The sequence below is a fragment of the Streptomyces sp. NBC_01244 genome, from assembly GCF_035987325.1.
In the GTDB taxonomy this organism is placed as follows: Bacteria; Actinomycetota; Actinomycetes; order Streptomycetales; family Streptomycetaceae; genus Streptomyces.
Genome location: NZ_CP108488.1, coordinates 1,413,410 through 1,437,245, shown reverse-complemented (window position 1 = coordinate 1,437,245; position 23,836 = coordinate 1,413,410). Strand labels below are relative to the sequence as shown.

The following is a 23,836-nucleotide window of genomic DNA, read 5'->3' as shown; positions in this document are numbered from 1 at the left end:
CGGCCGCGAGGTCAGAGCGCTAGGCCGTGGCGGAAGAGGTGCTGGTCTCGGCGTGTCGTGCTTCCATCGCGGCGATCACGCGCTGCCGGGCCGGCCGCCGGGCCTGCCTGAGCTTCGCGTCGGCCAGGAGGAGGGGGACGTACCAGAGCCAGCCCCACACGCTGTAGGACAACGCCCCGCTCAGTACCAGTGCCTTGCCTCGGGCGACCCGGGCGGCGCCGGCTCGGCGATCCGCTCCCTGAGCGGACCCGCCTTGCCGCCACGGCGCGGATGCGTCCAGTTGTCGGCCCGCAGGCAGAGCTCCAGGTACGAGACGAGCAGTCCGAGGTCGTCGGGCCACCGCGCGAGCCCCGCCGTGTAGGCGGCCTCCGCCTCCGCGTCGTGGTCGTCCTCGTCCTCCGCGGCGTGCGCGAGTCCGAGCCACCGGTAGAGCGCCGGGTCGGATCCCAGCTCGGACAGGCCGGATTCGGCCACGCTCCGGACCTTGGCGAAGCCACCCACCGCGAAGAGTTCCTCGCAGCGTACGGCGTGGTCGTCGGGTGTCATGTTTCCCGTCCCAGTCGATCAGTACGGTCACTTTCAGCCACACGAACCCGCTGGTCAAGGGTCAGACCTGGCCGGCTCCGCCGTCCACGAAGAGTTCGATCCCGGTGATGAAGCTGCTCTCCCCCGAGGCCAGGAACAGGGCCGCCGCGGCCACCTCCTCGGGGTGCCCGGCCCGGCCGAGCGGGACCCCGGCGGTCGCCCGCTCGCGCACGTGCGCCGGGGCGCCGGCCAGGGCCGGGGTGTCGATCGGGCCCGGGCTGAGGGTGTTGACCCGGATGGAGCGCCCCGCGAGTTCCAGTGCCAGGGTGCGCGCGAGGGACCGTACGGCCGCCTTCGTGGCGGCGTACACCCCGTACCGCGTGGACGCGGAGGAGCCGGCGGCCGAGCCCAGCAGGATGACCGAGGCGCCGTCGCGCAGCAGCGGCAGGGCTCGTTGGACGGTGAAGAAGGCGCCCCGGAAGTTGAGGTCCGAGGTGGCGTCGAACTGCTCCTCGGTGAACTCGGCGAATCCGCCGGCCGGCCCGCCGCCCGCGTTCACGACCAGCACGTCGATCGCCTCGCAGCCCGCGGCCGCGACCGCCGCGTAGAGCCGGTCCAGGTCCGCGACGCGGGACGCGTCACCACGGACGGCCACCGCGGCCGGGCCCAGGTCACGGACCGCCGCGGCGAGTTCCTCCGGCCGCCGCCCGGTGACGAAGACCCGGGCGCCCTCCTCCACGAAGCGCCGGGCCGTCGCCAGACCGATGCCGGACGAGCCGCCCGTGACGACGGCGGTCTGTCCTTCAAGCCGTCCCGTGCATCCCGTGCATCCCGTGCATCTCGTACATCCCGTAGATCCCGGACGTCCTGTGCTTCGCGTACGTCCTGTGCGTCCCGTCCGCATGACCGTGCCTCCGCGTCCCGAGGGGGAGGCGGGTGCGGTCCGCCGGCGGGAAATCCTAGTGGCGCGCGCGGGCGTGCGCGCGGTAGTTCGGTGGAATGCCGGACCCGCGCGCCCCGCACGGTGTACCGGGGCGGGCGACGGGGGAGGAGCGGGGCATGGACGAGAACGCGGGCCCCGATCCGGGGCTCTACGGCCCCGGCTCCGTGACCTGGCAGTGCCACGGCGACCCGGTCATGTGGATCGCCGGGGTCCGCGCGCTCTACCTCCAGGCCCTGCACCCGCGCGCGGTCCGCGGGGTCATGGAGAACAGCTCGGCCTTCAGCGGGGAGCACGGCGGGGGCGACGCCTGGGGACGCCTGCTGCGCACCGCCGACTTCGTCGGCACCGTCACCTACGGCACCACCGACGCCGCGGAGCGGGCCGGCGCCCGCGTCCGCAAGATCCACACCATGCTGTCGGCCACGGATCCGGCCACCGGCGCACGGTTCCGCGTGGACGAGCCCGAGCTGCTGCTCTGGATCCACTGCGCCCAGATCGACAGTTTCCTGCACGTCCTGCGCCGCTCCGGGGTCCCGCTCACCCCCGCGCAGGCGGACCGTTACGTGGCCGAGAACCGCGTCAACGCCCGTCTTGTCGGCCTCGACCCGTCCGGGGTACCGGGGGACACCGCTGCCCTGTCCGCCTACTTCGAGCGGATCCGCCCCGAGCTCACCGCCGGACCCGACGCCCGCGCCGTCGACGCCTTCCTGTGCGCCCCGCCCATCCACCCTCTCCTCGTCCCTGGCCGAAACCTGGTGTGGCGCCCACTCGCGGCCCTCGCCTACGGATCCCTCCCCGGCTGGGCGCACCAGCTGTACGGCCGCCCCGCACCGGCCCCGCGCAGCGTCACGCGCCGCCTGCGTCTCACCGGTAGCCTGCTGCGCAGCATTCCCGCAGGTCTGCGCTGGCAGCTGCCTCCAGGTCACATCTTGAAAGCGATGCGCCGCATGGGCCCCGGGAGCCGCCCCGCGCCGTACACACTGCGTACATCAGCGGCCATACTGGACCGGCCGGGGAGGGCGTAGGACGCAGGGCGACACACGGGGGCGACTTCAAGACATGGCGGAGTCCAGACTGATCCACGGCCGGTACAGGTCGCTCGATCTGATCGGCCGCGGCGGCATGGGCGAGGTGTGGCGGGCCCGCGACGAGTCGCTGGGCCGGCAGGTCGCCGTCAAATGCCTCAAGCCCATGGGGCCCGAGCAGGACACCCACTTCACCCAGGTGCTGCGCGAGCGCTTCCGCCGCGAGGCCCGCGTCGCCGCCTCCCTCCAGCACCGCGGCGTCACCGTCGTCCACGACTTCGGCGACGACAGCGCCGCCGGCGGGCCCCTCTACCTCGTCATGGAGCTCCTCGAAGGCCGCAACCTCAGCCAGCTCCTGGAGGACAACGACGCGCGCCCGCTCCCCGTGGACGTGGTCGTCGACATCGCCGAGCAGATGGCCGCCGCCCTCGGCTACACCCACGAGCAGGGCGTCGTCCACCGCGACCTGAAGCCCGCCAACATCATGCGGCTCACCGACGGCACGGTGAAGATCTGCGACTTCGGCATCGCCCGGCTCGCCGCCGACATCGGCTTCACCGCGAAGCTGACCGGCGGCGGCATGGCCATGGGCACCCCGCACTACATGTCGCCCGAGCAGATCGCGGGCGGCGAGGTGGACCATCGCAGCGACCTCTACTCCCTCGGCTGCGTCCTGTACGAGATCGCCACCGGAGCCCCGCCCTTCGACCTCGGCGACTCCTGGTCCGTGCTGGTCGGCCACCGCGACACCGCGCCCGTGCCGCCGCGCGAGCACCGCCCCGAACTGCCGCTCTCCTTCGAGCGGCTGGTGCTCGACCTGCTCGCCAAATGCCCCGAGGACCGGCCGGGCGACGCCCGCCACCTGCACCGGCAGCTCGTCGAGGCCAGGCTGGGCCCCGGCGCGGCGACCGGAGCGCACCCGCCGCTGCCCGAGTGGGCCGACGGGATGACCGCCGGACGCAAGGCCGGCATCGAGGCCCGCCCCGCGAGCGGGGAGTGGGCCGTCCTCACCGGCTCCTGGACCGCCGCACGCCCGGACGGGGAGCAGCGGACGACCGCCGGAGCCGCCATCGCCCCCACCGGCACCGCCGCCCGGGCCACGCCGACCGTCGTACGCCCGCGTCCGGCCGAGGACCCCCGGCTCACCGCCGTCTACGGGTTCCCGCACGGCCCCGGCTCCGCCGAGGATCCTCGGGGTGGCGTGGCCGCGCTCGACGCCGGCCATGCGCGGGCCTTCGCCCTCAGCAGGGCCGGCCGTACCGAGGAGGCCCTCGCCGGGTACGCGGCCGTCGCCGAAGGACGCACCCGGGTGCTCGGAGCCGACCACCCGGACACCCTCGCCGCGCGGCAGGAGGCGGCGTACGAGACGGGCCTGCTCGGCCGCCACCAGGAGGCGTACGAGGGCTACCGCGCGGTGCTCACCGCCCGGGAGCGCACCGTGGGCCGGATCCACCCCGACACCCTGCGCTGCCGGCACAACCTGGCCTGCGCGCTGGGCGCCCTCGGCCGCTTCGCCGAGGCCCACGCCGCCGCCGCCGAGGCGGCCGCCGACCGGGCGGCCGTCCTGGGGGCGGAGCACGCGGACACACTGCTGACCCGGTACGAGGTGGCGTACGCGCTGGGCCGCCTGGAACGCTGGGAGGAGGCCCTGGAGGCCTTCCGCCACATCGCGGCCGTACGGGAGCGGGTGCTCGGCCGCGACCACCCCGACACCCTGGCCGCCCGCTACGAGGCCGGGATCGCGCTCGGCCGGACCGGGCGCTCGGCCGAGGCCCTGGAGCTGTTCCGGGACCTGGTCCGCGACCGCACCCGCGCCTACGGGGCCGCCGACCCGGAGACCCTGCGCGCCCGGCACGTCCTCGGGGTGAACCTCGGGCGCCTGGAACGCTGGGAGGAAGCGGTGGCCGAAGCCCGGGAGGTGGGCGAGGCACGGGCCCGCACGCTCGGCGCCGAACACGCCGACACCCTGGTCAGCCGCCGCGAACTCGCCGTGGGGCTGGGCCGGCTGGGCCGCTGGGACCAGGCGCTGCCGGTCTACCGGGAACTCTCCGGCATCCGCGAGCGGTCGCTGGGCGACGGCCATCCGGACACGGTCGCCGCCCACGCCGACGAAGCGCACTGTCTGGAGCGGCTGGGGCAGGTGTGTTACCAAGAGCCATGACGACCTCGCGCGGCTTTGGGCACGACGTGTACGACGCGGTGATCGTGGGCGGGGGCCACAACGGCCTCGTCGCCGCCGCCTACCTGGCCCGGGCCGGCCGCTCGGTCCTCGTCCTGGAGCGGCTCGGCCGCACCGGCGGGGCCGCCGTGTCCACCCGGCCGTTCCCGGGCGTCGACGCCCGGCTGTCCCGCTACTCCTACCTGGTGTCGCTGCTCCCCGCCAAGATCGTGCGCGAGCTGGGGCTGGACTTCGAGGTGCGCAGGCGCACGGTCTCCTCGTACACCCCCGTCGAGCGCGCCGGACGCCCCGGCGGACTACTGGTCGGCGGCGGCGAGGCGCGCACCCGGGAGTCCTTCGCGCGGTTGACCGGCTCGGAGCGGGAGTACGAGAACTGGCGCGCCTTCTACGGGACCACCGGGCGGGCCGCCGAACGCCTCTTCCCGACGCTGACGGAGCCGCTGCCCACGCGCGCGGAGCTGCGGACGCGGCTGGATGACGAGGCGGCCTGGCGGATGCTGTTCGAGGAGCCGATCGGGCGGGCCGTCGAGCGGGAGTTCGCCGACGACCTGGTGCGCGGGGTCGTCCTCACCGACGCGCTGATCGGCACCTTCGCCGACGCCCACGACCCGGGCCTGGCCCAGAACCGCTGCTTCCTCTACCACGTCATCGGCGGAGGCACCGGCGACTGGGACGTACCCGTCGGCGGCATGGGCGCGCTCACGGACGCGCTGGCGGCCTCCGCGCTGTCGGCCGGGGCGGAGATCGCCACCGGGCACGAGGCGCTGCGCATCGACACCGACGGCACGACCGCCCCGGCCGAGGTGACCTTCCGTACGGCGACGGGCGAGGGGCGGGTCGCCGGCCGGGTGGTGCTCGTCAACGCCTCCCCGCGGGCACTGGCCGAACTCCTGGGCGAGGAACCGCCGCAGCCGGCCCCCGAGGGGGCCCAGCTCAAGGTCAACATGCTGCTGCGCCGCCTGCCCCGGCTGCGGGACACCTCCGTGGACCCGCGCGAGGCCTTCGGCGGCACCTTCCACATCGCGGAGGGGTACGAACAGCTCGCCCGGGCCCACGCGGAGGCCGCCGCCGGCGAACTGCCCTCCGTACCGCCCTCGGAGATCTACTGCCACTCGCTGACGGATCCGACGATCCTGGGGCCCGAGCTGGCGGAGCAGGGCTACCAGACCCTGACCCTCTTCGGACTGCACGCCCCGGCACGGCTGTTCGGACACGACAACCAGGGGGCGCGGGAGGTACTGCTCGCCGCCACCCTCGCCCAGCTCGACGCCCACCTGGCCGAACCGCTCACCGACTGCCTGGCCTTCGACGCCGACGGCCGCCCGTGCATCGAGGCCAAGACCCCGCTCGACCTGGAGCGCGAACTGCGCCTGCCCGGCGGGCACATCTTCCACCGGGATCTGTCCTGGCCCTACTCCGAGGAGGGCGGCGGCCGTTGGGGCGTGGAGACCGCCCACCGCAACGTACTGCTGTGCGGCGCGGGGGCGGTCCGCGGCGGCGGCGTCAGCGGGGTCCCCGGCCACAACGCGGCGATGGCGGTACTGGGGCACTGAGAGGGCGGACGCCGGGCGCGAGGCCCTCCTACGGGGCGGTCGGCGAGACGATGAAGTGACAGACCGCGCTCGTCGTCGAACGGCTCGACGGACCGTCGGTGGTACGTACCCACCAGCCGTACTGGCGCCCCCGTTGCAGGGCTACCGGGACCCGCACCGATACGGTGCCGCTCCCGAGCACCTTGGCACTCGGCGAGTTCTCATCGCCCATCACGATCGGCTGAGGCAGGGTCTTGTCGGCGCTGTCCCAGATCGAGAACTCGGCCCACACTTCGCGGGACGGGTCGGGGTGGGCGACGTACGCGGTCAGCTCCGGGGTGGAGGTGTCCACGGTGCCGAACTCCCCTGGCGTGTTGGCTTTGGCGTGGCAGCCGGGGCCCGTCTCGTCGGTGGTGGTGGGCCGGGTCACGGTCCCCGTCGGCGGGGTGAGCGAGCCGGCGGCCGAGGCGGCCTGCGCGGCGGTCATCGCGTAGTCATAGGCCTTGACGGCCTGGAGGGAGCCCTTGAAGAAGCCGTTCTGGAGCCCCTTGACCTCGTCCCGGCCCACGACGAAGGGACCGGTGGCCGACCAGATGTCCGTGTGGCTCGCGGTGCCGGCCGGGACACCGTTGACGTAGAGGGCGACCGTGTTCGTCGCAGCGTCGAAGGTCCCGGTCAAGTGGGTCCACGTGTTGGTGACGGCGGGCGTCTTGACCTGGTCCACGCTCCACGTGTCGCTGTCGCCCTTCGGGAGGGCGAACCGCCAGGTGCTGTCGGGCTGGTTGCACCAGAGCATCATCCCGCTGATGGTGACGCCGTCCTGGGCCAGGACCACCGAGGTCCCCGCAGTGGTGTCGACCTTGGCCCAGGCGGAGACGGTGAAACCGCGGGTGGTGTCAACCGCGGGACCGGAGGCCGTGATCTGGCCCGTGGTTCCGTTGAGGACGGCCGTACCGCCGTGGTCGTTCGTCCAGCCGACGCCGGTCGTGGCGGTGCCGGTGTGCCCGGCCGCGGTTCCCAGACGCCAGTCCAGTCGCGGACCGCCCTTGACCGAGCCGACGAGGGGCGCGTGGTCGGAGTGTCCGGTGGGCACGCAGCCCTTCGGGTCGGTCACCGTGCAGGCGGTCTGCGCCGAGTAGTCGGCGTCGTCGGCCTGCTCGACGAGCGAATCGCAGGCACCGAAGCTCTTGGGTCGGCCACGGTGTCCCCGGTGTGGTACGCCCGCTGGTCGCACTCGGCCTGCGAGCTGAACAGCGACCGCAGCTTGTCCTTCTGCAGGGTGTTGAAGTCACCCCCGAGAATCACCGGGCGGAACCCCTTCACCTGGTCTGCGACGGCGGCGATCTCGGCCGCGTAGGCATCGTCGGCCGCGGTGATCTCGGCGGTCGTGCGCCTGTCGAAGCTGTTGTAGATGTGGGTGGTGCACAGGTGGGTCTCCCAGCCTGCTACCCCCGCGCACAGAATATTGCTGGTGCCCGCGGTGGGCGGCAGCGGCAGCGCGGTCTCCCGCGACCAGTTGATCTCGCCCTTCACGAGGATCGCCACGCCTACGTCACCGGACAAGACGCCCCGGCACGTCGACGAGGCGGGGGTCGGCTCGGCGGGGGGCGGCGGGTTCTTCGGGGGGCGCATGACGGGCGCCGAGACGGCTGACCACTCGTCCTTGCCGAGCAGTTCGACGATCTGATCGACTTGGCTGGCACCCTTCTTGTCGCTGTTCTTCGTACCCGCGCACACCTCCTGGAGCAGGATGGCGTCCAGCTTCTGCGCGCGCACGAGGTCCGCGATCGCCACGGCCTTGGTCAGGTTCTTGCCATCGGGCGTCTTCGTGTTGCGCTCTGGGCAATACCCGTCCTGCGCCAGGTTCTCGATATCCGCATTCCACGCCCTTTGGTACGACACCCGGCCTGGTGCCCGGATCCGGCCCGGAAACGATCATGGGCCGGATCGAGAGCCTGCCAGATCCGCGATCGTGCTTGGTGCGGGGTTGGCGGCTATGCCACGGGGTCGATCACGACGATCGGGATCTCCCGGCTGGTCTTGGTCTGATACTCGTCGTACGAGGGCCAGTGCTTCACCATCAGCGGCCAGAACCCGGCACGCTCCTCGGAGGTCGCGGTCCGCGCGATGCCCTGGACCACCTTCGGGCCGACCTGCACCCGGACCTCGGGGTGCTCGCTGAGGTTCCGGTACCAGAGCGGGTCCGCGGGGTCGCCGCCCTTGGAGGCGACGATGAGGTAACGGCCGCCGTCCTCGCCGTAGATGAGCGGGGTCCGCACGGGCTTCCCGGACTTGCGGCCGATGGTGGTGAGCAGCAGGGTCTGGGTGTTGTTCCAGTACTGCCCCTCGGTCCCGCCGGACCCGACGTACAGCTTGACGTGATCCAGGGTCCAGCCCGGCTTGGGGTCGATCGGGTTGTCCCAGTCGATGTCGGTCATATGGGTTCGCCTTCCTTCGTGTTGAACGGTCAACGAACCACAACAACGAGCGCCACCGCCACAGGGCACGGCCCTTCCGGCTCAATCCGGAAGTGCGAATCCGCAGAAGAGGTCGTCCATCATGCGCCGCGAGGCGCGGGCCGGGGTGGCGCGGACGGCGAGGTCGCGGGCGGCCGCCGCGAGGGGGTGCGTGAGGGCGGCGACCCGGCCCGCGCGGCGGGAGCGGATGCGCAGGGCGTCGGTGCGGGCGCAGCGGGCCGCGCTGTAGGCGGCCAGGGCGGCCGGTACGTCGGCCCCGTCCAGCAGGTGCGCGAGGACGGCTGCGTCCTCGACGGCCTGGCCCCCGCCCTGGCCGAGGTTCGGGGTCATGGCGTGCGCCGCGTCACCGAGCCACGCCAGCCGGCCCTGGTGGAAGCGGGGGAGCGGGGCGGCGAGGTCGTACAGGTCGTGCTGGAGCACGGCCGCCGGGTCGATCCGCTCCAGCAGGGCGGGGATCGGATCGTGCCAGGTGCCGTAGCGGCGCAGGAGTTCGGCGCGGACGTCGGCGGGCCGGTAGCCCTCGGGCACGACCGCGGTGGCGTAGAGGTACACGCGGCCGTCGGCGAGCGGGACGACGCCGAAACGCTCCCCTCGACCCCAGGTTTCGGCGGCGGCGCGCACGGGCGGGCCGTCGGCGGGAAGGACGGTCCGCCAGGCGGTCTCCCCGCTGTAGCGCAGGCCGGGGTGGGCCGGGAAGTGCTGGCGGCGGACCGGGCTGTGGATGCCGTCGGCGGCGATGACCACGTCGGCGGTGAGGGTGCCGGCCGAGGTGTGGACGACGGGCGGTCCGTCGGCGCCGACGCCGTCGACGGCGGTCACGGCCGTGCCGTACCGCAGGGCGCCCTCGGGGAGCGCGTCGGCCAGGGCGGCGGCGAGGTCCGTGCGGTGCACGGCGAGCGGGGGCCGGCCGTACCTGGCGGCCAGCGCGGCGCCGTCGGCGCGGCTCAGCAGGCGGCCGCCGGGGCGGCGCAGGTCCATCGCGGCGGGGGTGGCGTGCCCGGCCGCGCGGGCGGCGTCGAAACCGATGGCGTCGAAGGCGCGCAGGGCGTTGGGGGCGAGCACGATTCCCGCGCCGACGGCGGACGGCCCCGTGGCGCGCTCGCAGACGGTGATGTCCCAACCGCGGCGGTGCAGGGCGACCGCTGCGGCGAGTCCGCCGATCCCGGCGCCCGCCACCACCGCTCGATGTCGAGTCATGGCAGTTCCCTCCCCGTTCCCTGCGTCCTCTACATCTGTAGAGGACGTGGTCGCCACTCTACACTTGTAGAGTGGCCGTATGCACTCCCCAGAGCGCGGAAGCGACCGCAGAACACTGATCGCGGACAGCGCGATCGACCTCGTGGCCACCGCAGGGCTGCGGGGCCTGACCCACCGGGCGGTCGACGGCGCGGCCGGGCTTCCGGCGGGCAGCACCTCGTACTACTTCCGTACGAGGGAGGCGCTGATCGGCGCCTGCTACGCGCGGCTGGCCGAGCTGGACCTCGGTGACTTCGACGAGGGCGCCGCGCCCTCCGCCTCGTCCGCCTCCTCCTCCCCGATGGGCCGGGACGCCGTTGCCGCGGCGCTCGCCGCGCTGCTGTACCGATGGCTGACCTCGGGGCGGACCCGTCAACTGGCGCGCTTCGAGCTGAGCCTGGAGGCCGCGCGGAACCCGGAGCTGGCGACGGAACTGCACCGGGCCGGCCAGGGCTCGCGGGACCGGGCCGCCGGGATCCTCGCGGCACTCGGCGCCGCCCGGCCGGTCGAGTCCGCCGAACTCCTGGTCGCGTGGGCCGACGGACTCCTCTACGACCGCCTCGCGGGCGCGCTCGCCCGCTCCCGCCCCGCCCCGCAGCTGGCCGAACTGACGTCCGTGACCCGCAGGATGATCGACGCGGCCCTCGCCTAGCCACCGACCCGAGTCCCTGCGGCCGCCCCTGCGGCTTTCAGTCCGCCGAGCGGGACCAGCCCGTCGCCTCGATGCGGGAGGCGTCCGCGGGGCGGTCTTCGGCGAAGAGGAGGTGGGCGGGTTCCGAGACGCGCAGGATGTCCACGTAGGCTCCGCGGCCCACGTAGCGCCCCTGGGCGGTGTGGCGGAAGCGGAGGCGGACCTCGCGGCCGGCCCAGGCGGTGAGCGGGGCTTCGAGCCGGTGCCAGATGCGGCCCGACCAGCCGGAGACGGAACCCTGCGGCCAGTGTTCGGCGGCTCCGCCGGTGGCGCGGACGGTGGTGAAGGGGAGCGGCTCCCAGGTCTGCCCGTCGGCGGAGGCCTCCACGTGGAGCGTTCCCGCGCCGGGCACGGTGTCCCACCACAGCGCACAGCGCAGCCGGGCGGATCCGGTGACCGGGGTGAGGGCCGGGAGGGTCAGGGTGCCCGAACCGCCGGTCTCCATGCCGGAGTACCAGGCCGGGCCGCCGTGCCTCGTGCGGACGGGGATCGCGCGGGCGAAGCGGTTGCCGACGGCGACCCGGGGAGCGCTGCCCGCGCGCCAGGTGCGCACGGGGTGCACGGAGTTGCCCAGGAGGATCAGGAAGGAGTCCGTGGAGGGGTCCAGGACCAGCGAGGTGCCGGTGAAACCGGTGTGGCCGGCGGAGTGCGGGGTGGCCATGGCGCCCATGTACCAGTGCTGGTAGAGCTCGAAGCCCAGGCCGTGGTCGTCTCCGGGGAAGGCGGTGTTGTAGTCGGTGAAGAGGAGCTCGACGGAGGCGGGGCGCAGGATGCGCTTGCCGGCGTAGACCCCGCCGTCGAGGAGGGTGCGGGCGAGGATCGCCAGGTCCCAGGCGGTGCCGAAGACGCCGGCGTGCCCGGCGACGCCGCCCAGCGCGTGCGCGTTCTCGTCGTGGACCTCGCCCCAGACGAGCCCGCGGTCCAGCCCGGACCACGGGGGGCGCTGCACCTCGGTGGCGGCCGTGACCCGGCGCCAGGAGAGCGGTGGGTTGTAACGAGTGCGGTGCATCCCGAGCGGAGCGGTGATCTCGTCCTGGAGCAGGAGATCCAGAGTGTGACCGGTGATCCGTTCCAAGAGCAGTTGGAGGGCGATGAGGTTGAGGTCGGAGTAGCGGTAGACCGTCCCCGGGGTCTCCTGCGGCCTCACCGACCACAGCAGCCGCAACTGACCCGCCCGAGTGGGCTCCTGGTAGAACGGGGCCCAGGACCGCAGCCCCGACGTGTGCGTGAGGAGCTGACGCACGGTGATCGACTCCTTGCCCCCGCCCGTGAACTCCGGGAGGTACCGGTTCACCGGCGCCTCCAGCTCGAGGCGCCCGCGCTCCATCTGCTGCACGGCCAGCAGCGAAGTGAACAGCTTCGAGAGGGAGGCCAGGTCGAAGACCGTGTCCTCGGCCATCGCGATCCGTTGGGCCGCCGGGAACTCCCGGACCCGGTCGGTGCGGCCGTCGTAGTCGGCGTACCGGACGGCGTCGCCGATGGCCCGGTGCAGCGCCACGGTGCGGCCCCGCCCGGCGAGGACCACGGCCCCGGCGTAGTAAGGGTGTTCGGGGGAGGGGCCGAGGAAACGCCGCGCCTCGTTCGCCACCCCTTCGAGATGCCTCTCCAGCAGCCCCGCCTGGCGGGCGGACCCGTACCGCAGCCGCAGTCCCTGGAGCGCGCGCCGCTCGGCGGGCCCCCCGGAGGCCCCCGCGGACCCGGGCAGTGCGGCCTGGAGCACGAGCACACCACCCAGCGCCAACAGCCGCGCCCCGAGCCGCCGCCGACTGAGCCCGCGCACGCTTCCGCCGCCGCCGTCCGCCCCGGGCCCGCCGCCGTCCGTCCCGGCCCCGCCGCCGTCGACCTCTGGCCCGCCGCCGTCCGTCCCGGGCGCGCTGCCGCCTCCGTCGGGCGCCGTCGGGCCGGTCGTGCCGGAGCCCTTCGTGTCACCGTCGTTCCCGGCTGCCCCTGGTGCCTTCATGACCGGTCCTCCCGTCCGCCGCCGTGCCCTCCCGAGTATCTGCCCGCTCACGACGCGGGCCCCGCGGTGACCGGCCGGCAAAGAATCTGACGCTGCATCAGAAAACCTCTTCCCTCGGCGGCCGGGCTGCGGCATCCTGCCGCCCATGGAGACGGAGCTGAGCAGGAAACTGGGAATGGAACACGCCATCTTCGGCTTCACGCCCTTCCCGGCGGTGGCCGCTGCCATCACCCGGGCGGGCGGGTTCGGAGTCCTCGGGGCGGTCCGCTACACCGCCCCCGACGACCTGAAGCGCGACCTCGACTGGATGCAGGAGCACACCGACGGCAAGCCCTACGGGCTCGACGTGGTCATGCCCGCGAAGAAGGCCGTCGACGGCGTCAGCGAGGCCGACATCGAGGCGATGATCCCGGCCGCGCACCGGGAGTACGTCCGCGACACCCTCGCCAAACACCACGTGCCCGAGCTTGCCGAGGGTGAGGCTTCCGGCTGGCGCATCACCGGCTGGATGGAGCAGGTCGCCCGCAACCAGCTCGACGTCGCCTTCGACTACCCCATCAAACTCCTGGCGAACGCGCTCGGTTCCCCGCCCGCCGACGTCATCGCGCGCGCCCACGACCACGGAGTCCTCGTCGCCGCCCTCGCGGGCAGCGCCAAGCACGCCCGCCGGCACGCCGAGGCCGGCATCGACATCGTCGTCGCCCAGGGCTACGAGGCCGGCGGACACACCGGCGACATCGCCACCATGGTCCTGGTCCCCGAGGTCGTCGAGGCCGTCGCCCCGCTCCCGGTCCTCGCCGCCGGCGGCATCGGCAGCGGCGAGCAGATCGCCGCCGGACTGGCCCTCGGCGCCCAGGGCGCCTGGCTCGGCTCCCTCTGGCTGACCACCACCGAAGCGGACATGCACTCCCGCGCCCTCACCGAGAAACTGCTCGCCGCGGGCTCCGGGGACACCGTCCGCTCCCGCGCGCTCACCGGCAAGCCCGCCCGGCAGCTGCGCACCGAGTGGACCGACGCCTGGGACGACCCGGAGGGCCCCGGCGCACTGCCGATGCCCCTGCAAGGACTCCTCGTCGCGGAGGCCGTGTCCCGCATCCAGAAGTACGAGATCCAGCCGCTGCTCGGTACCCCCGTCGGGCAGATCGTCGGCCGGATGAACAGCGAACGCAGCGTCCAGGCCGTCTTCGACGACCTCACCAGCGGCTTCGAGCGCGCCATCGACCGCATCACCCGCATCGCCGGCCGGGCCTGAAGATCCGAGGAGTGGACAAGATGACCGACACGCCCCCCAACGGCTTCTGGGCCCAGGCGGCCGCCGACCCCGAGCGCACCGTCCTCGTCACCCCGGAGGGCGAGACCTGGTCCGCCGCCCGGCTGCACGCCGACGTCAACCGCCTCGTACACGGCCTGCGCGCCGCCGGGCTGGAGCGGGGCGACGTCTTCGCCGTCGTCCTCCCCAACAGCGTCGAGTTCCTCACCGCCTATCTGGCCGCCTCCCAGGCCGGGTTCTACCTCGTCCCGGTCAACCACCACCTCGTCGGCCCCGAGATCGCCTGGATCGTCTCCGACTCCGGAGCCAAGGTCCTGATCGCCCACGAACGGTTCGCCGACGCGGCCACCGCCGCGGCGGACGAGGCGGGCCTGCCCGCGAGCCACCGGTACGCGGTCGGAGCGGTCGCGGGCTTCCGCTCGTACGGCGAACTGCTCGACGGGCAGCCGGACACCGCCCCGGGCGACCGCACGCTCGGCTGGGTCATGAACTACACCTCCGGCACCACCGGCCGGCCGCGCGGCATCCGCCGTCCGCTGCCCGGCAAGCTCCCGGAGGAGACGTACCTCGGCGGCTTCCTCGGGATCTTCGGCATCCGCGCCTTCGACGACAACGTCCACCTCGTGTGCTCGCCGCTCTACCACACGGCCGTCCTGCAATTCGCCGCAGCGGCCCTGCACATCGGGCACCCGCTGGTCCTGATGGACAAGTGGACCGCCGAGGAGATGCTGCGCCTCATCGACGAGCACGCCTGCACGCACACCCACATGGTGCCGACCCAGTTCCACCGGCTCCTCGCGCTCCCGCAGGAGACCAAGGACGCGTACGACGTCTCCTCCATGCGGCACGCCATCCACGGCGCCGCACCCTGCCCCGACCACGTCAAGCGGGCGATGATCGACTGGTGGGGCGGGTGCGTGGAGGAGTACTACGCGGCGAGCGAGGGCGGCGGCGCCTTCGCGACGGCCGAGGACTGGCTGAAGAAGCCGGGAACCGTCGGCAAGGCCTGGCCGATCAGCGAGCTCGCCATCTTCGACGACGACGGCGAGCGGCTGCCCGCCGGCGAGCTCGGCACCGTCTACATCAAGATGAACACCGGCGGCTTCAGCTACCACAAGGACGAGGGCAAGACGAAGAAGAACCGCATCGGCGACTTCTTCACCGTCGGAGACCTCGGCCTGATGGACGAGGAGGGCTACCTCTTCCTCCGCGACCGGAAGATCGACATGATCATCTCGGGCGGGGTGAACATCTACCCGGCCGAGATCGAATCGGCGCTGCTCACCCATCCGGCGGTCGCGGACGCCGCCGCCTTCGGGATCCCGCACCCCTCCTGGGGCGAGGAGGTCAAGGCGGTCATCGAACCGGCCGAGGGCTTCGCGGCGAGCGACGCCCTCGCCGCGGAGATCCTGAACCACTGCGAGCGGCAACTGGCCGGGTACAAGCGGCCCAAGACCGTGGACTTCATCGAGACGATGCCGCGCGACCCCAACGGCAAGCTGTACAAGCGCCGGCTGCGCGAGCCGTACTGGGAGGGCCACGAGCGCGCGATGTGAGGACCGGGCCGGCCCTACGGGGCCGGCCCGTCCCATCCGTCCGCCACGCCCGGAATTTCGTGAGAAGTACCACGTCAAAGGCGTGTAGGCGGCTGTTCGACCGCACAGGCCGGACAGTTCTGGCAAGTTGGCTGATATGAGTACGGCAACCCACAGATCCCCCCTGACCGACTGGACCGTCCTGGTCCCCGTGGTGGCGCTCGTCGCGCTCGTCTTCAGCTGGGGACGCGACCTGCCTTCGCTCGCCGTGGCCCTGGTGGCCCTCTGCCTGGCCGGCGCCGTGCTGGCGGCGGTCCACCACGCCGAGGTCGTCGCGCACCGGGTCGGCGAACCCTTCGGCTCGCTGGTCCTCGCCGTCGCGGTCACCGTCATCGAGGTGGCCCTCATCGTCACCCTGCTGGCCGACGGCGGGGACAAGACCTCCTCCCTCGCGCGGGACACCGTCTTCGCCGCCGTCATGATCACGTGCAACGGCATCGTCGGCCTGTCCCTGCTCGTCGGGGCCCTGCGCAACCGCGTCGCCGTCTTCAACGCCGAGGGATCGGGCGCGGCCCTGGCCACCGTCGCCACGCTGGCCGTACTCAGCCTCGTCCTGCCCACCTTCACCACCACCAAGCCCGGCCCCGAGTTCTCCACGGCCCAGCTCGCCTTCGCCGCCACCGCCTCCCTCGCCCTCTACGGGCTGTTCGTCGCCGTCCAGACGGTCCGCCACCGCGACTACTTCCTGCCCGTCGACACCAAGCGGATCCGCAAGGAGGCGGCGCAGGCGGCCGCCGCCGCGGCCGCCGGTGAGGAGGACGAGCACGCCGAGCCGCCCACCGCCCGAGCCGCCCTGATCAGCCTCGGCCTGCTGCTCGTGGCGCTCGTCGCCGTCGTCGGAAACGCCAAGGCGGTCTCCCCGACCATCGAACGCGGAGTCGCCGACCTCGGCCTGCCCTACGCCGTGGTCGGTGTGATCATCGCCCTGCTCGTCCTGGCACCCGAGACCCTCGCCGCCGTCCGCGCGGCCCGCCGCGACCGCGTGCAGACCAGCCTCAACCTCGCCTACGGCTCCGCCATCGCGAGCATCGGCCTGACCATCCCGGCCATCGCCCTCGCCACGATCTGGCTCTCCGGGCCGTTGGTGCTCGGGCTCGAACCCGTCCACATGGTGCTGCTCGCGCTGACCGTCGTCGTCAGCGCCCTCACCATCGTCCCGGGCCGCGCCACCCTGCTCCAGGGCGGCGTGCACCTCGTGCTGCTGGCCGCGTACCTCTTCCTCGCCGTCAGCCCCTGAGTGCGCCGCGACCCCGTACGACGGGCCCCGGAGGCCTGCCGTACGGGGTCGCGGTCGCACCGGTCAGTGCCGCTCGCGCGGCCAGACCACCTTCAGCCGGGGCGAGGTGAGGATGTCCCGCTCGCAGAACCGTGCCTTCACCCAGCGCTCCTGGGAGAAGAGCCGGGTCTGGTCGGCCGAGTGCGGGGAATTCGGGTTCGAGGACTGGCTGTACGTCAGCAGGGTGCGCGCCACCGGGCAGCGGCCGCCGTCCCAGCCGACGGCCTGGATGTGGCTGGAGCCGTGCAGGACCTCCGGGTAGCCGCCGCCCGCCGCGTTCCACGGAGCCTCGATCTTGTTCCAGACGCCCAGGGCCTCCGTTCCGCCGCCCACCGGCAGCTTCTGCCCGCCGCGCACCACGAACTGGTGCTCCCCGAGCGGGGCGTCGGGTGCGATGCCCGCCTTCCCCAGCTCCGCCACCGTGTCGGCGAGGGCCCGCCCGATCCCGGGCGCCGACTGGTTGAGCGTGCGGGGTGTCCGTACCGGATCCGCCGCGTCGAAGGGCACCAGCCACAGCTCCTTGGCCGCCGTGCTCGCGGTCAGCTTCCGCCAGAACCGGTCGAAGAGCAGGGCGCCGCGGCTCGTGCTGTCGGCCGTACGGTTCCAGGCCGCCAGCACCCCGCAGGCCGCCGACACGTCCACGGCGGCGCCGTCGGAGCCCGTGGCCGTCCCGCCCGGCAGCGCCGCGCAGGCCTTCGCCGCGTCGGCCGCCGCCAGATCACCGGCCGGGACCCGGTTCGCGAACTGCTGCTCCTGCAGGTCCGCCACCGTAAGCCCGCCCCGCCCGGCCATCGAGGAGACGTCCTCCAGGGCGCCCCGGGTCCGCAGTGAGCGCGGGGTCCCGACATTGCCCCAGATCCGCTCGTAGCCGGTGAGCGGCTGCTCCGCGTTGGCCAGCCAGGCGCTGTCGTTGGAGTTCTCGGCGTACGGGGCATCGCGCAGCGTCGGCGCCCTGCCCGGGCCGAAGACCCCGGGCTGGACCGCGTCCGGGTCGGAGCCGGGCGCGCAGTCACCGCGCGAACCGTCCAGCACCGCCAGCCCCGAGGACGGGTACGTGGCCCTGCCCAGCGGGGTCGAGCAGCGCGCGGCGAGCTCGTCCGTGATCCGGGGGAGCACCTGGGACTGGGTGAAGAGGGTGCCGCCCGCCGAGTCGGCGGCCACCGTGTTGACCCAGGGCAGCCCCTGGGTGCGCCGCAGGGCGTCCTGAACGCCGGCCACCGAGCGGGCCCTGCCCATGGCCAGGGCCGTGGCGGAGCCGCGCATGTTCGCGGCATTGGGGTCGGCCAGCGCGTAGGCGGTGGTCGTGGTCCAGGGCAGCGGGAGGCCGGCGCCGAGGCCGGACAGGACCGGGCCGTAGCGGGTCCACCACTGGGTCCGGGTGACCGGGGCGCCGCCCGGGACCGGGACGCTGACGGTCCGTGCGGTCATCCTCTCCGGCTTGCCGTCCACCAGATAGGCGGTCGGGTCGGCCGGGTCGAGGGCCAGCTGGTGGAGGTTGACGGGGGTGCCGGTGGCCACCGTGTGGCTCCAGGCCACCTTCTCGTTGAAGCCGATGTTCACCACGGTGGTGCCGAGCAGCGAGCCGCCCGAGACGTTCAGCTCGCCGGGGATGGTCTGCTGCGACTGCCAGAACCGGCGGCCGCCCTGCCACGGATAGTGCGGGTTGCCGAGGAGCAGGCCGGAGCCGCTCGCGGTGGTGGAGCCGGCGAAGGCCACCGCGTTGGAACCCATGTCGTAGCGGCTGGTGTCGAAGAACTCCCGGGCCGCCTCCGCGGCGGCGGCCGGATCGACGCCGGCCGGATCGACGCCGGCCGTGTCCGGGACGGCCGTGGAGGGCGGGGCGGCTCCCGGGGCGCCCGGGGGCCGCGCCGAGGTGATGCCGTCGACGGCGCGGCCCTGGCCGCCGAGGACCGAGACGGCGAAGCCGCGGGCGGCGATGTCGGTGGTGGTGACCGGGCGCACCCAACCGGCGCCCTTGCAGGCCGGGTCGGTGATCTGGTTCTGGGCCAGCCAGGCGTTGTAGCCGGCGGCCCAGCCCCGCATCAGCTCTTTGACCTCCTTGCCCGGCCCGGCCGGCGCGGGCACGGCCAGCAGCTTCTCCACGGTGCCGGAGTCGCGCACGCCTTTGAAGAACAGGTCGCTGGAGAGGTTCCCGGCGGCGGAGGAGAGCGACCCGTCGGGCGCGGTGTCCGGGCCGAACCACCGCGACCGCTCCCCGGAGACGGTCAGGAACCCGTCGGCGAGCACGCACACCTGGTCGGCGGCCTGCGCCCAGCCGGTGCCGAACCCGAGGTGGGCGTAGTCCCGGGCCAGGATGTGCGGGATCCCGTTCTCGGTGTAGCGGATGACGGCGGAGAGGCCGCCGCCGGACGGGCCGGAGCCCTGGTCCAGGGCGGCGGCCCCGGGTATCGCCGAGACGGCTGCCAGCAGCGCGGTGCCGGTGACGGCGGCGCGGCGGAAGCGCGGACGGGCGCGACGGCGTCCGTGGAGTAGGCGCAACGTACCTCCCAAGTAGCCTGCGGACGGGCGCGATCGCCCGAGCGGGTGGGTGGTGCTGGTGTGCCCCCACACTCATGCAGGCCACCTGACGTCATGTCAACATGCCGTTTGGTATCCCTGGATGTTCCGGCCGGCCATCCACGGCGCCCGGGTCATTGACCCCGGCCGCACGCGCAGACGAAGATCCCGCCATGACCCCGGTGCGGAAGAACACGGTCGACGGACTGCTCCACGACAGCGCGCGGCGCGTCCCGGACCGGGTCGCGGTCCGCTACCGCGAGCGGACCTGGACCTACGCGGAACTCGACGCGGCCGTCTCCACGGGCGCGGCCGTCCTGCGCGGGCGCTACGGGCTGGCCGAGGGGGACCGGGTCGCGACCTTCGGGCACAACTCCGACGCCTACCTCCTCGCCTTCCTCGCCTGCGCCCGGGCCGGGCTCACGCACGTCCCCGTCAACCAGAACCTCACCGGGGAGGACCTCGCGTACATCCTGGAGAACTCCGGGAGCTCCCTCGTCCTCGCGGACCCCGAGCCGTCCGGGAGGGTCCCGGACGGGTTCGCCGTACGCCCGCTGCGCGACGCGCCCGGCTCCTTCCTCGCCCTCCTCGCCGAACCGGCGGAGCCCGCCGGACCCGGGACCTTCACCCGCTCCGGGGACCCGTCCCGGCTGGCGCAGCTGCTGTACACCTCCGGGACCACCGCCCTGCCGAAGGGGGCGATGATGACGCACGAGGCGCTCTGCCACGAGTACGAGAGCGCGATCGCGGCCCTGGACCTGGCGGAGGGCGATCTGCCGGTGCACTCCCTGCCGCTGTACCACTCGGCGCAGATGCACGTGTTCCTGCTGCCGTACCTGGCGGTGGGCGCGCGGAACACGATCGTGGACGCCCCGGTCGCGGAAGAGATCTTCGACCTGGTGGAGGCGGGGGAGGCGGACAGCCTGTTCGCGCCGCCGACGGTGTGGATCGGGCTGGCGAATCACCCCGACTTCGCGGACTTCGCCGTCCGTGACCTGTCCGCCCTGCGCAAGGCCTACTACGGCGCCTCGATCATGCCGGTGCCGGTTTTGGAACGGCTGCGGGCGCGGCTGCCCGGTCTCGGCTTCTACAACTGCTTCGGCCAGAGCGAGATCGGCCCGCTGGCCACGGTGCTGCGGCCGGAGGAGCACGAGGGGCGGATGGACTCGTGCGGTCGGCCGGTGCACCACGTGGAGGCACGGGTCGTCGACGAGGACGGGGCCGAGGTGCCGGACGGCACGGCGGGCGAGGTGGTCTACCGCTCCCCGCAGCTCTGCCTGGGCTACTGGAACGACGCGGAGGCGACGAAGAAGGCCTTCCGGGACGGCTGGTTCCGCTCCGGCGACCTGGCGGTCCGGGACCCGGAGGGGTACTACACGGTCGTGGACCGGGTGAAGGACGTCATCAACTCGGGCGGGGTCCTGGTCGCCTCACGGCAGGTCGAGGACGTGCTCTACACCCACCCGGGCGTGGCCGAGGCGGCGGTGGTCGGCCTCCCGGACGAACGGTGGATCGAGGCCGTCACGGCGGTGGTGGTCCCGCGCGACGGGGTCACGGAGGCGGAACTCCTGGCCTACGCCCGCGAGAAGCTGGCGCACTTCAAGGCCCCGAAACGGATCCTCTTCGTGGACGCCCTGCCCCGCAACGCGAGCGGCAAGATCCTCAAGCGCACCCTGCGCGACCGCTTCTCCTCACCGGCCTGAGCGCAGTCAGCGGAGCTCGTCCGACAGCAGCCCCATGGTGAACATGTCGAACCAACGGCCGTCGCGGCGGAAGACCTGACGCAGGCGGCCCTCCTCGACGAAGCCGACCTTCTCGTAGGCCTTGCGCGCGGCGTGGTTCTCGGTGACCACGGTCAGCGTCACCTTGTGCAGGCGCATGTCCTCGAACCCGTAGCGGCAAGCCGTCCGCACCGCGTCGGTGGCGTAGCCGCGCCCCCAGTACGCCTTCTCGCCCAGGTAGATGTCGAGTTTCGCGATGCCCTTCTCCGGTTCCGCATCGTGCAGGGTGACCAGCCCGACGAGCACGCCGTCGGCGAGCGCTTCGATGCCGAAGAGCAGGTCGCCGTAGGAGTTGCGGGGGCGCTCGGTCAGCCACGTGCGGACGCGCTCCACCGGCTGGGCGTAGTTGTCGTCCATCCAGCGCATGACCTCGGGGTCGTGGTTCCAGCGCCACAGGGCCTCGGCGTCCTCGGGGCCCATCGCCCGCAGTTTCACCAGTTCTCCGAGCGCCATGCCCACCACACCTCTGGTCCATCTCGTGATCATTTTGCGAACCATGAAGTGGTATCACGGCCGGCATCGCACGCTCAATCGAATTCCGCTTCGCGGAGGCGGCGCAGGACGAGGTGCTCGTGGAAGAGCCGGCCGACGAGGGCGCCGCCGTAGACCACGAAGCCGACGCCGACCAGCCAGGACTGGACGACCAGGAGGGTGCCGAAGGGGCCGTAGGTCACGGCGTTGGAGGCGATCAGCGGGGAGAACACCAGCTGCGAGAAGACCCGCAGGCCGAGGAGGCCCAGGCTGGTGCACGCGGCCCCCGGGAGCAGGGCGCGCCAGCGGACCCGCCCGCCGAGGAGGATCCACTGGGAGGTCCAGAAGAACAGGCAGGTGCCGATGAGATCGCCCGTGGTGCCCAGGACCGTGCCGGGCGCATCGTCCGAGGGGGCGGGGATGAGGACCAGCAGCCCGAGGTAGCAGACCAGCAGGGCGAGCCAGACGACGTGCCGCCACATGGTGTGCCAGCGGGCCGTCGGAAGGTCCCAGACCTTCTCGTACCCGGTCTGCACGGCGGAGCCGAAGGTCAGGCCGAAGACCGCGAGGGCGGCGAGACCGAAGGCGGTCGTCCGCTCCAGCGCGAGGTCCGCGGCGCCGAACAGCATCTCCACCCGCTCCCGGGAGAACTCCGTCACCCCGAGGGCCTGACCGAGCCAGCGGCCGAAGCCCGACCCGCTGCCCGGCGCCGCGGCCGCGACGACGACGAGCAGCGGCACCAGGGTGAGGAAGCCGAGGGCGGCGAAACCCATGGCCCGGTGCATCAGCTCCATCTCCCGCCCACGGCTCCACGCCAGCCCGGCATGGGAAGCCTGGAGCCGGTCGTGGAGCCGCCGGAAGGTCGAGGTCACGCCTCTCTCCCTACCCGGATGGGCCCGCGGCTTCCCGGAAGGCCCCCCGAGTGGGCCCGAAGGGGTGGATCCGGCGGCGGTCCGGCCCTCCGGCGCGGGCGCTCGTCCGTCCCGTGTGCGCGGCGGGCTCAGGCTCGAGCTCAGCCTCAGCCTCAGCCTCAGCCTCAGGCGTCCCGGAGGTCCACCAGCCGCTTGATCTTGCCGACCGACCGCTCGAGGGTCTCCGGATCCACCACCTCCACCGTGACCGAGACGCCGACCCCCTCCTTGACGGCCCGCACCACCGAGGCCGCCGCGGCCTCCCGCTGGCCGGCGTCGCTCTCGCGGCGTGCCTCCACCCGTACCGTCAGGGCGTCCAGCCGCCCCTGCCGGGTCAGCCGGAGCTGGAAGTGCGGAGCCAGGGCCGGGGTCCGCAGGAGCACCTCCTCGATCTGGGTGGGGTAGAGGTTCACCCCGCGCAGGATGATCATGTCGTCGCTGCGGCCGGTGATCTTCTCCATCCGGCGGAAGGCCGGCCGGACGGTACCGGGAAGCAGTCGGGTCAGGTCCCGGGTGCGGTAGCGGACGATGGGCATCGCCTCCTTGGTGAGCGAGGTGAAGACCAGCTCCCCGGGCTCGCCCTCCGGCAGCACGGCGCCCGTCAGCGGGTCGACCACCTCCGGATAGAAGTGGTCCTCCCATATGTGAAGACCGTCCTTTGTCTCGGCGAACTCCTGTGCGACACCCGGGCCCATCACCTCCGAGAGCCCGTATATGTCCACCGCGTCGATGTTCAGGCGTTCCTCGATCTCGCGGCGCATCTCCTCGGTCCACGGCTCGGCGCCGAAGATCCCCGTGCGCAGGGAGGTGGCGCGGGGATCGATGCCCTGGCGCTCCATCTCGTCCAGCAGGGTCAGCATGTAGGAGGGGGTCACCATGATGACCTCCGGCCGGAAGTCCTCGATCAGCCGGACCTGCCGGTCCGTCATCCCGCCCGAGGCGGGGACGACCGTACAGCCCAGGCGCTCCGCGCCGTAGTGCGCGCCCAGGCCTCCGGTGAACAGGCCGTACCCGTAGGCGATGTGGACGATCTGGCCGGGCCTGCCGCCCGCCGCGCGGATCGAGCGGGCGACGACATCCGCCCAGGTGGACAGGTCCCCGTCCGTGTACCCGACGACGGTCGGGCGGCCCGTGGTGCCGCTGGACGCGTGGATGCGGCGGACGTCGGAGCGCGGCACGGCGAACATTCCGAAGGGGTACTGGTCGCGCAGATCGGACTTGGTGGTGAAGGGGAACAGCGCGAGATCGGAGAGGGAGCGGCAGTCGTCGGGATGCAGGCCGGCCTTGTCGAAGGCCTGCCGGTAGAAGGGCACCCGGTCGTACGCCCGGCGCAAGGTCGCCCGCAGCCGGGTCAGCTGGAGCGCCGCCAGCTCGTCCCGCCCCATCCGCTCGCCCTCGTCCGCAACGCCGTCGTGGCCCTGTGTGTACGTACCCATGCCGCCCACCC

At 73.1% G+C, this 23,836-nt stretch carries 19 protein-coding genes and 1 pseudogene; 8 read left to right on the top strand and 12 right to left on the bottom strand.

The genetic code is table 11. The annotated features are described in order from the left end of the window. Positions 1-19: 19 nt before the first annotated feature. From OG247_RS06125 to OG247_RS06115, 3 genes and pseudogenes are all read right to left on the bottom strand, one after another. Positions 20-172, bottom strand: a complete 153-nt coding sequence (locus OG247_RS06125) for a hypothetical protein (protein ID WP_327251252.1) — start codon at positions 170-172, stop codon at positions 20-22. An 8-nt stretch (positions 173-180) separates the two neighbouring features. Continuing rightward, positions 181-546, bottom strand: a complete 366-nt coding sequence (locus OG247_RS06120) for a hypothetical protein (RefSeq protein ID WP_327251251.1) — start codon at positions 544-546, stop codon at positions 181-183. A 61-nt stretch (positions 547-607) separates the two neighbouring features. Next, positions 608-1,339, bottom strand: a pseudogene (locus tag OG247_RS06115) (SDR family oxidoreductase); the annotation flags it as partial. A 245-nt stretch (positions 1,340-1,584) separates the two neighbouring features. Between OG247_RS06115 and OG247_RS06110 the strand changes: the two are divergent. From OG247_RS06110 to OG247_RS06100, 3 genes are read left to right on the top strand one after another with little or no spacing between them, the layout of a single operon-like run. Then, positions 1,585-2,493, top strand: coding sequence for an oxygenase MpaB family protein (locus OG247_RS06110; RefSeq protein WP_327251250.1), 909 nt, complete (start codon positions 1,585-1,587; stop codon positions 2,491-2,493). Between the two features lie 34 nt (positions 2,494-2,527). Next, the gene (locus OG247_RS06105; RefSeq protein ID WP_327251249.1) at positions 2,528-4,654 is read left to right on the top strand and encodes a serine/threonine-protein kinase; all 2,127 of its coding nucleotides are present in this window, start codon (positions 2,528-2,530) and stop codon (positions 4,652-4,654) included. Next, entirely contained in the window at positions 4,651-6,225 is a 1,575-nt protein-coding gene (locus OG247_RS06100; RefSeq protein ID WP_327251248.1) for a phytoene desaturase family protein, read from the top strand. The genes OG247_RS06105 and OG247_RS06100 overlap by 4 nt, the downstream gene beginning before the upstream one ends. Before the next feature lie 28 nt (positions 6,226-6,253). On the opposite strand, the gene OG247_RS06095 is transcribed toward OG247_RS06100, so the two are convergent. From OG247_RS06095 to OG247_RS06080, 4 genes are all read right to left on the bottom strand, one after another. After that, on the bottom strand, positions 6,254-7,318 hold the full coding sequence (locus tag OG247_RS06095; protein ID WP_327251247.1) for a LamG domain-containing protein: 1,065 nt from the start codon (positions 7,316-7,318) through the stop codon (positions 6,254-6,256). Then, complete coding sequence (locus OG247_RS06090; protein ID WP_327251246.1) at positions 7,315-8,106, bottom strand: endonuclease/exonuclease/phosphatase family protein; 792 nt, start codon at positions 8,104-8,106, stop codon at positions 7,315-7,317. Before OG247_RS06090 ends, OG247_RS06095 begins: the two co-directional genes overlap by 4 nt. Before the next feature lie 92 nt (positions 8,107-8,198). Beyond that, complete coding sequence (locus OG247_RS06085) at positions 8,199-8,642, bottom strand: nitroreductase family deazaflavin-dependent oxidoreductase (RefSeq protein ID WP_327251245.1); 444 nt, start codon at positions 8,640-8,642, stop codon at positions 8,199-8,201. A gap of 81 nt (positions 8,643-8,723) precedes the next feature. Next, entirely contained in the window at positions 8,724-9,878 is a 1,155-nt protein-coding gene (locus OG247_RS06080) for an FAD-dependent monooxygenase (protein ID WP_327251244.1), read from the bottom strand. Between the two features lie 79 nt (positions 9,879-9,957). Here OG247_RS06080 and OG247_RS06075 point away from each other — a divergent pair, with 79 nt between their 5' ends. Next, positions 9,958-10,569, top strand: coding sequence for a TetR/AcrR family transcriptional regulator (locus OG247_RS06075; protein ID WP_327251243.1), 612 nt, complete (start codon positions 9,958-9,960; stop codon positions 10,567-10,569). A gap of 37 nt (positions 10,570-10,606) precedes the next feature. Here OG247_RS06075 and OG247_RS06070 read toward each other — a convergent pair whose 3' ends face one another. Next, positions 10,607-12,568 carry a serine hydrolase gene (locus tag OG247_RS06070; RefSeq protein ID WP_327251242.1) on the bottom strand — a complete coding sequence of 654 codons (1,962 nt, stop codon included), beginning with the start codon at positions 12,566-12,568 and terminating at the stop codon, positions 10,607-10,609. A 145-nt stretch (positions 12,569-12,713) separates the two neighbouring features. Between OG247_RS06070 and OG247_RS06065 the strand changes: the two genes are divergently transcribed. The 3 genes from OG247_RS06065 to OG247_RS06055 all read left to right on the top strand — a co-directional run bounded on the left by OG247_RS06065 (position 12,714) and on the right by OG247_RS06055 (position 16,670). Then, positions 12,714-13,820, top strand: a complete 1,107-nt coding sequence (locus OG247_RS06065; RefSeq protein ID WP_327251241.1) for a nitronate monooxygenase — start codon at positions 12,714-12,716, stop codon at positions 13,818-13,820. 20 nt (positions 13,821-13,840) lie between these two features. Then, complete coding sequence (locus OG247_RS06060; protein WP_327251240.1) at positions 13,841-15,394, top strand: acyl-CoA synthetase; 1,554 nt, start codon at positions 13,841-13,843, stop codon at positions 15,392-15,394. A 136-nt stretch (positions 15,395-15,530) separates the two neighbouring features. Next, positions 15,531-16,670 carry a calcium:proton antiporter gene (locus tag OG247_RS06055; RefSeq protein WP_327251239.1) on the top strand — a complete coding sequence of 380 codons (1,140 nt, stop codon included), beginning with the start codon at positions 15,531-15,533 and terminating at the stop codon, positions 16,668-16,670. 63 nt (positions 16,671-16,733) lie between these two features. Here the strand turns inward: OG247_RS06055 and OG247_RS06050 are convergent, their stop codons facing one another. Next, a complete protein-coding gene (locus OG247_RS06050; protein WP_442813228.1) occupies positions 16,734-19,208 on the bottom strand; it encodes a penicillin acylase family protein in 2,475 nt (824 codons plus the stop codon). 191 nt (positions 19,209-19,399) lie between these two features. On the opposite strand from OG247_RS06050, the gene OG247_RS06045 reads away from it, so the two are divergent. Continuing rightward, complete coding sequence (locus OG247_RS06045) at positions 19,400-20,929, top strand: fatty acyl-CoA synthetase (RefSeq protein ID WP_327251238.1); 1,530 nt, start codon at positions 19,400-19,402, stop codon at positions 20,927-20,929. A 6-nt stretch (positions 20,930-20,935) separates the two neighbouring features. Here the strand turns inward: OG247_RS06045 and OG247_RS06040 are convergent, their stop codons facing one another. From OG247_RS06040 to paaK, 3 genes are all read right to left on the bottom strand, one after another. Continuing rightward, complete coding sequence (locus OG247_RS06040) at positions 20,936-21,460, bottom strand: GNAT family N-acetyltransferase (protein WP_327251237.1); 525 nt, start codon at positions 21,458-21,460, stop codon at positions 20,936-20,938. Between the two features lie 74 nt (positions 21,461-21,534). Beyond that, positions 21,535-22,350: a YhjD/YihY/BrkB family envelope integrity protein gene (locus OG247_RS06035; protein WP_327251236.1), complete on the bottom strand. Its 816-nt coding sequence runs from the start codon at positions 22,348-22,350 to the stop codon at positions 21,535-21,537. A gap of 164 nt (positions 22,351-22,514) precedes the next feature. After that, complete coding sequence (paaK, locus tag OG247_RS06030; RefSeq protein ID WP_327251235.1) at positions 22,515-23,825, bottom strand: phenylacetate--CoA ligase PaaK; 1,311 nt, start codon at positions 23,823-23,825, stop codon at positions 22,515-22,517. Positions 23,826-23,836 lie beyond the last annotated feature (11 nt).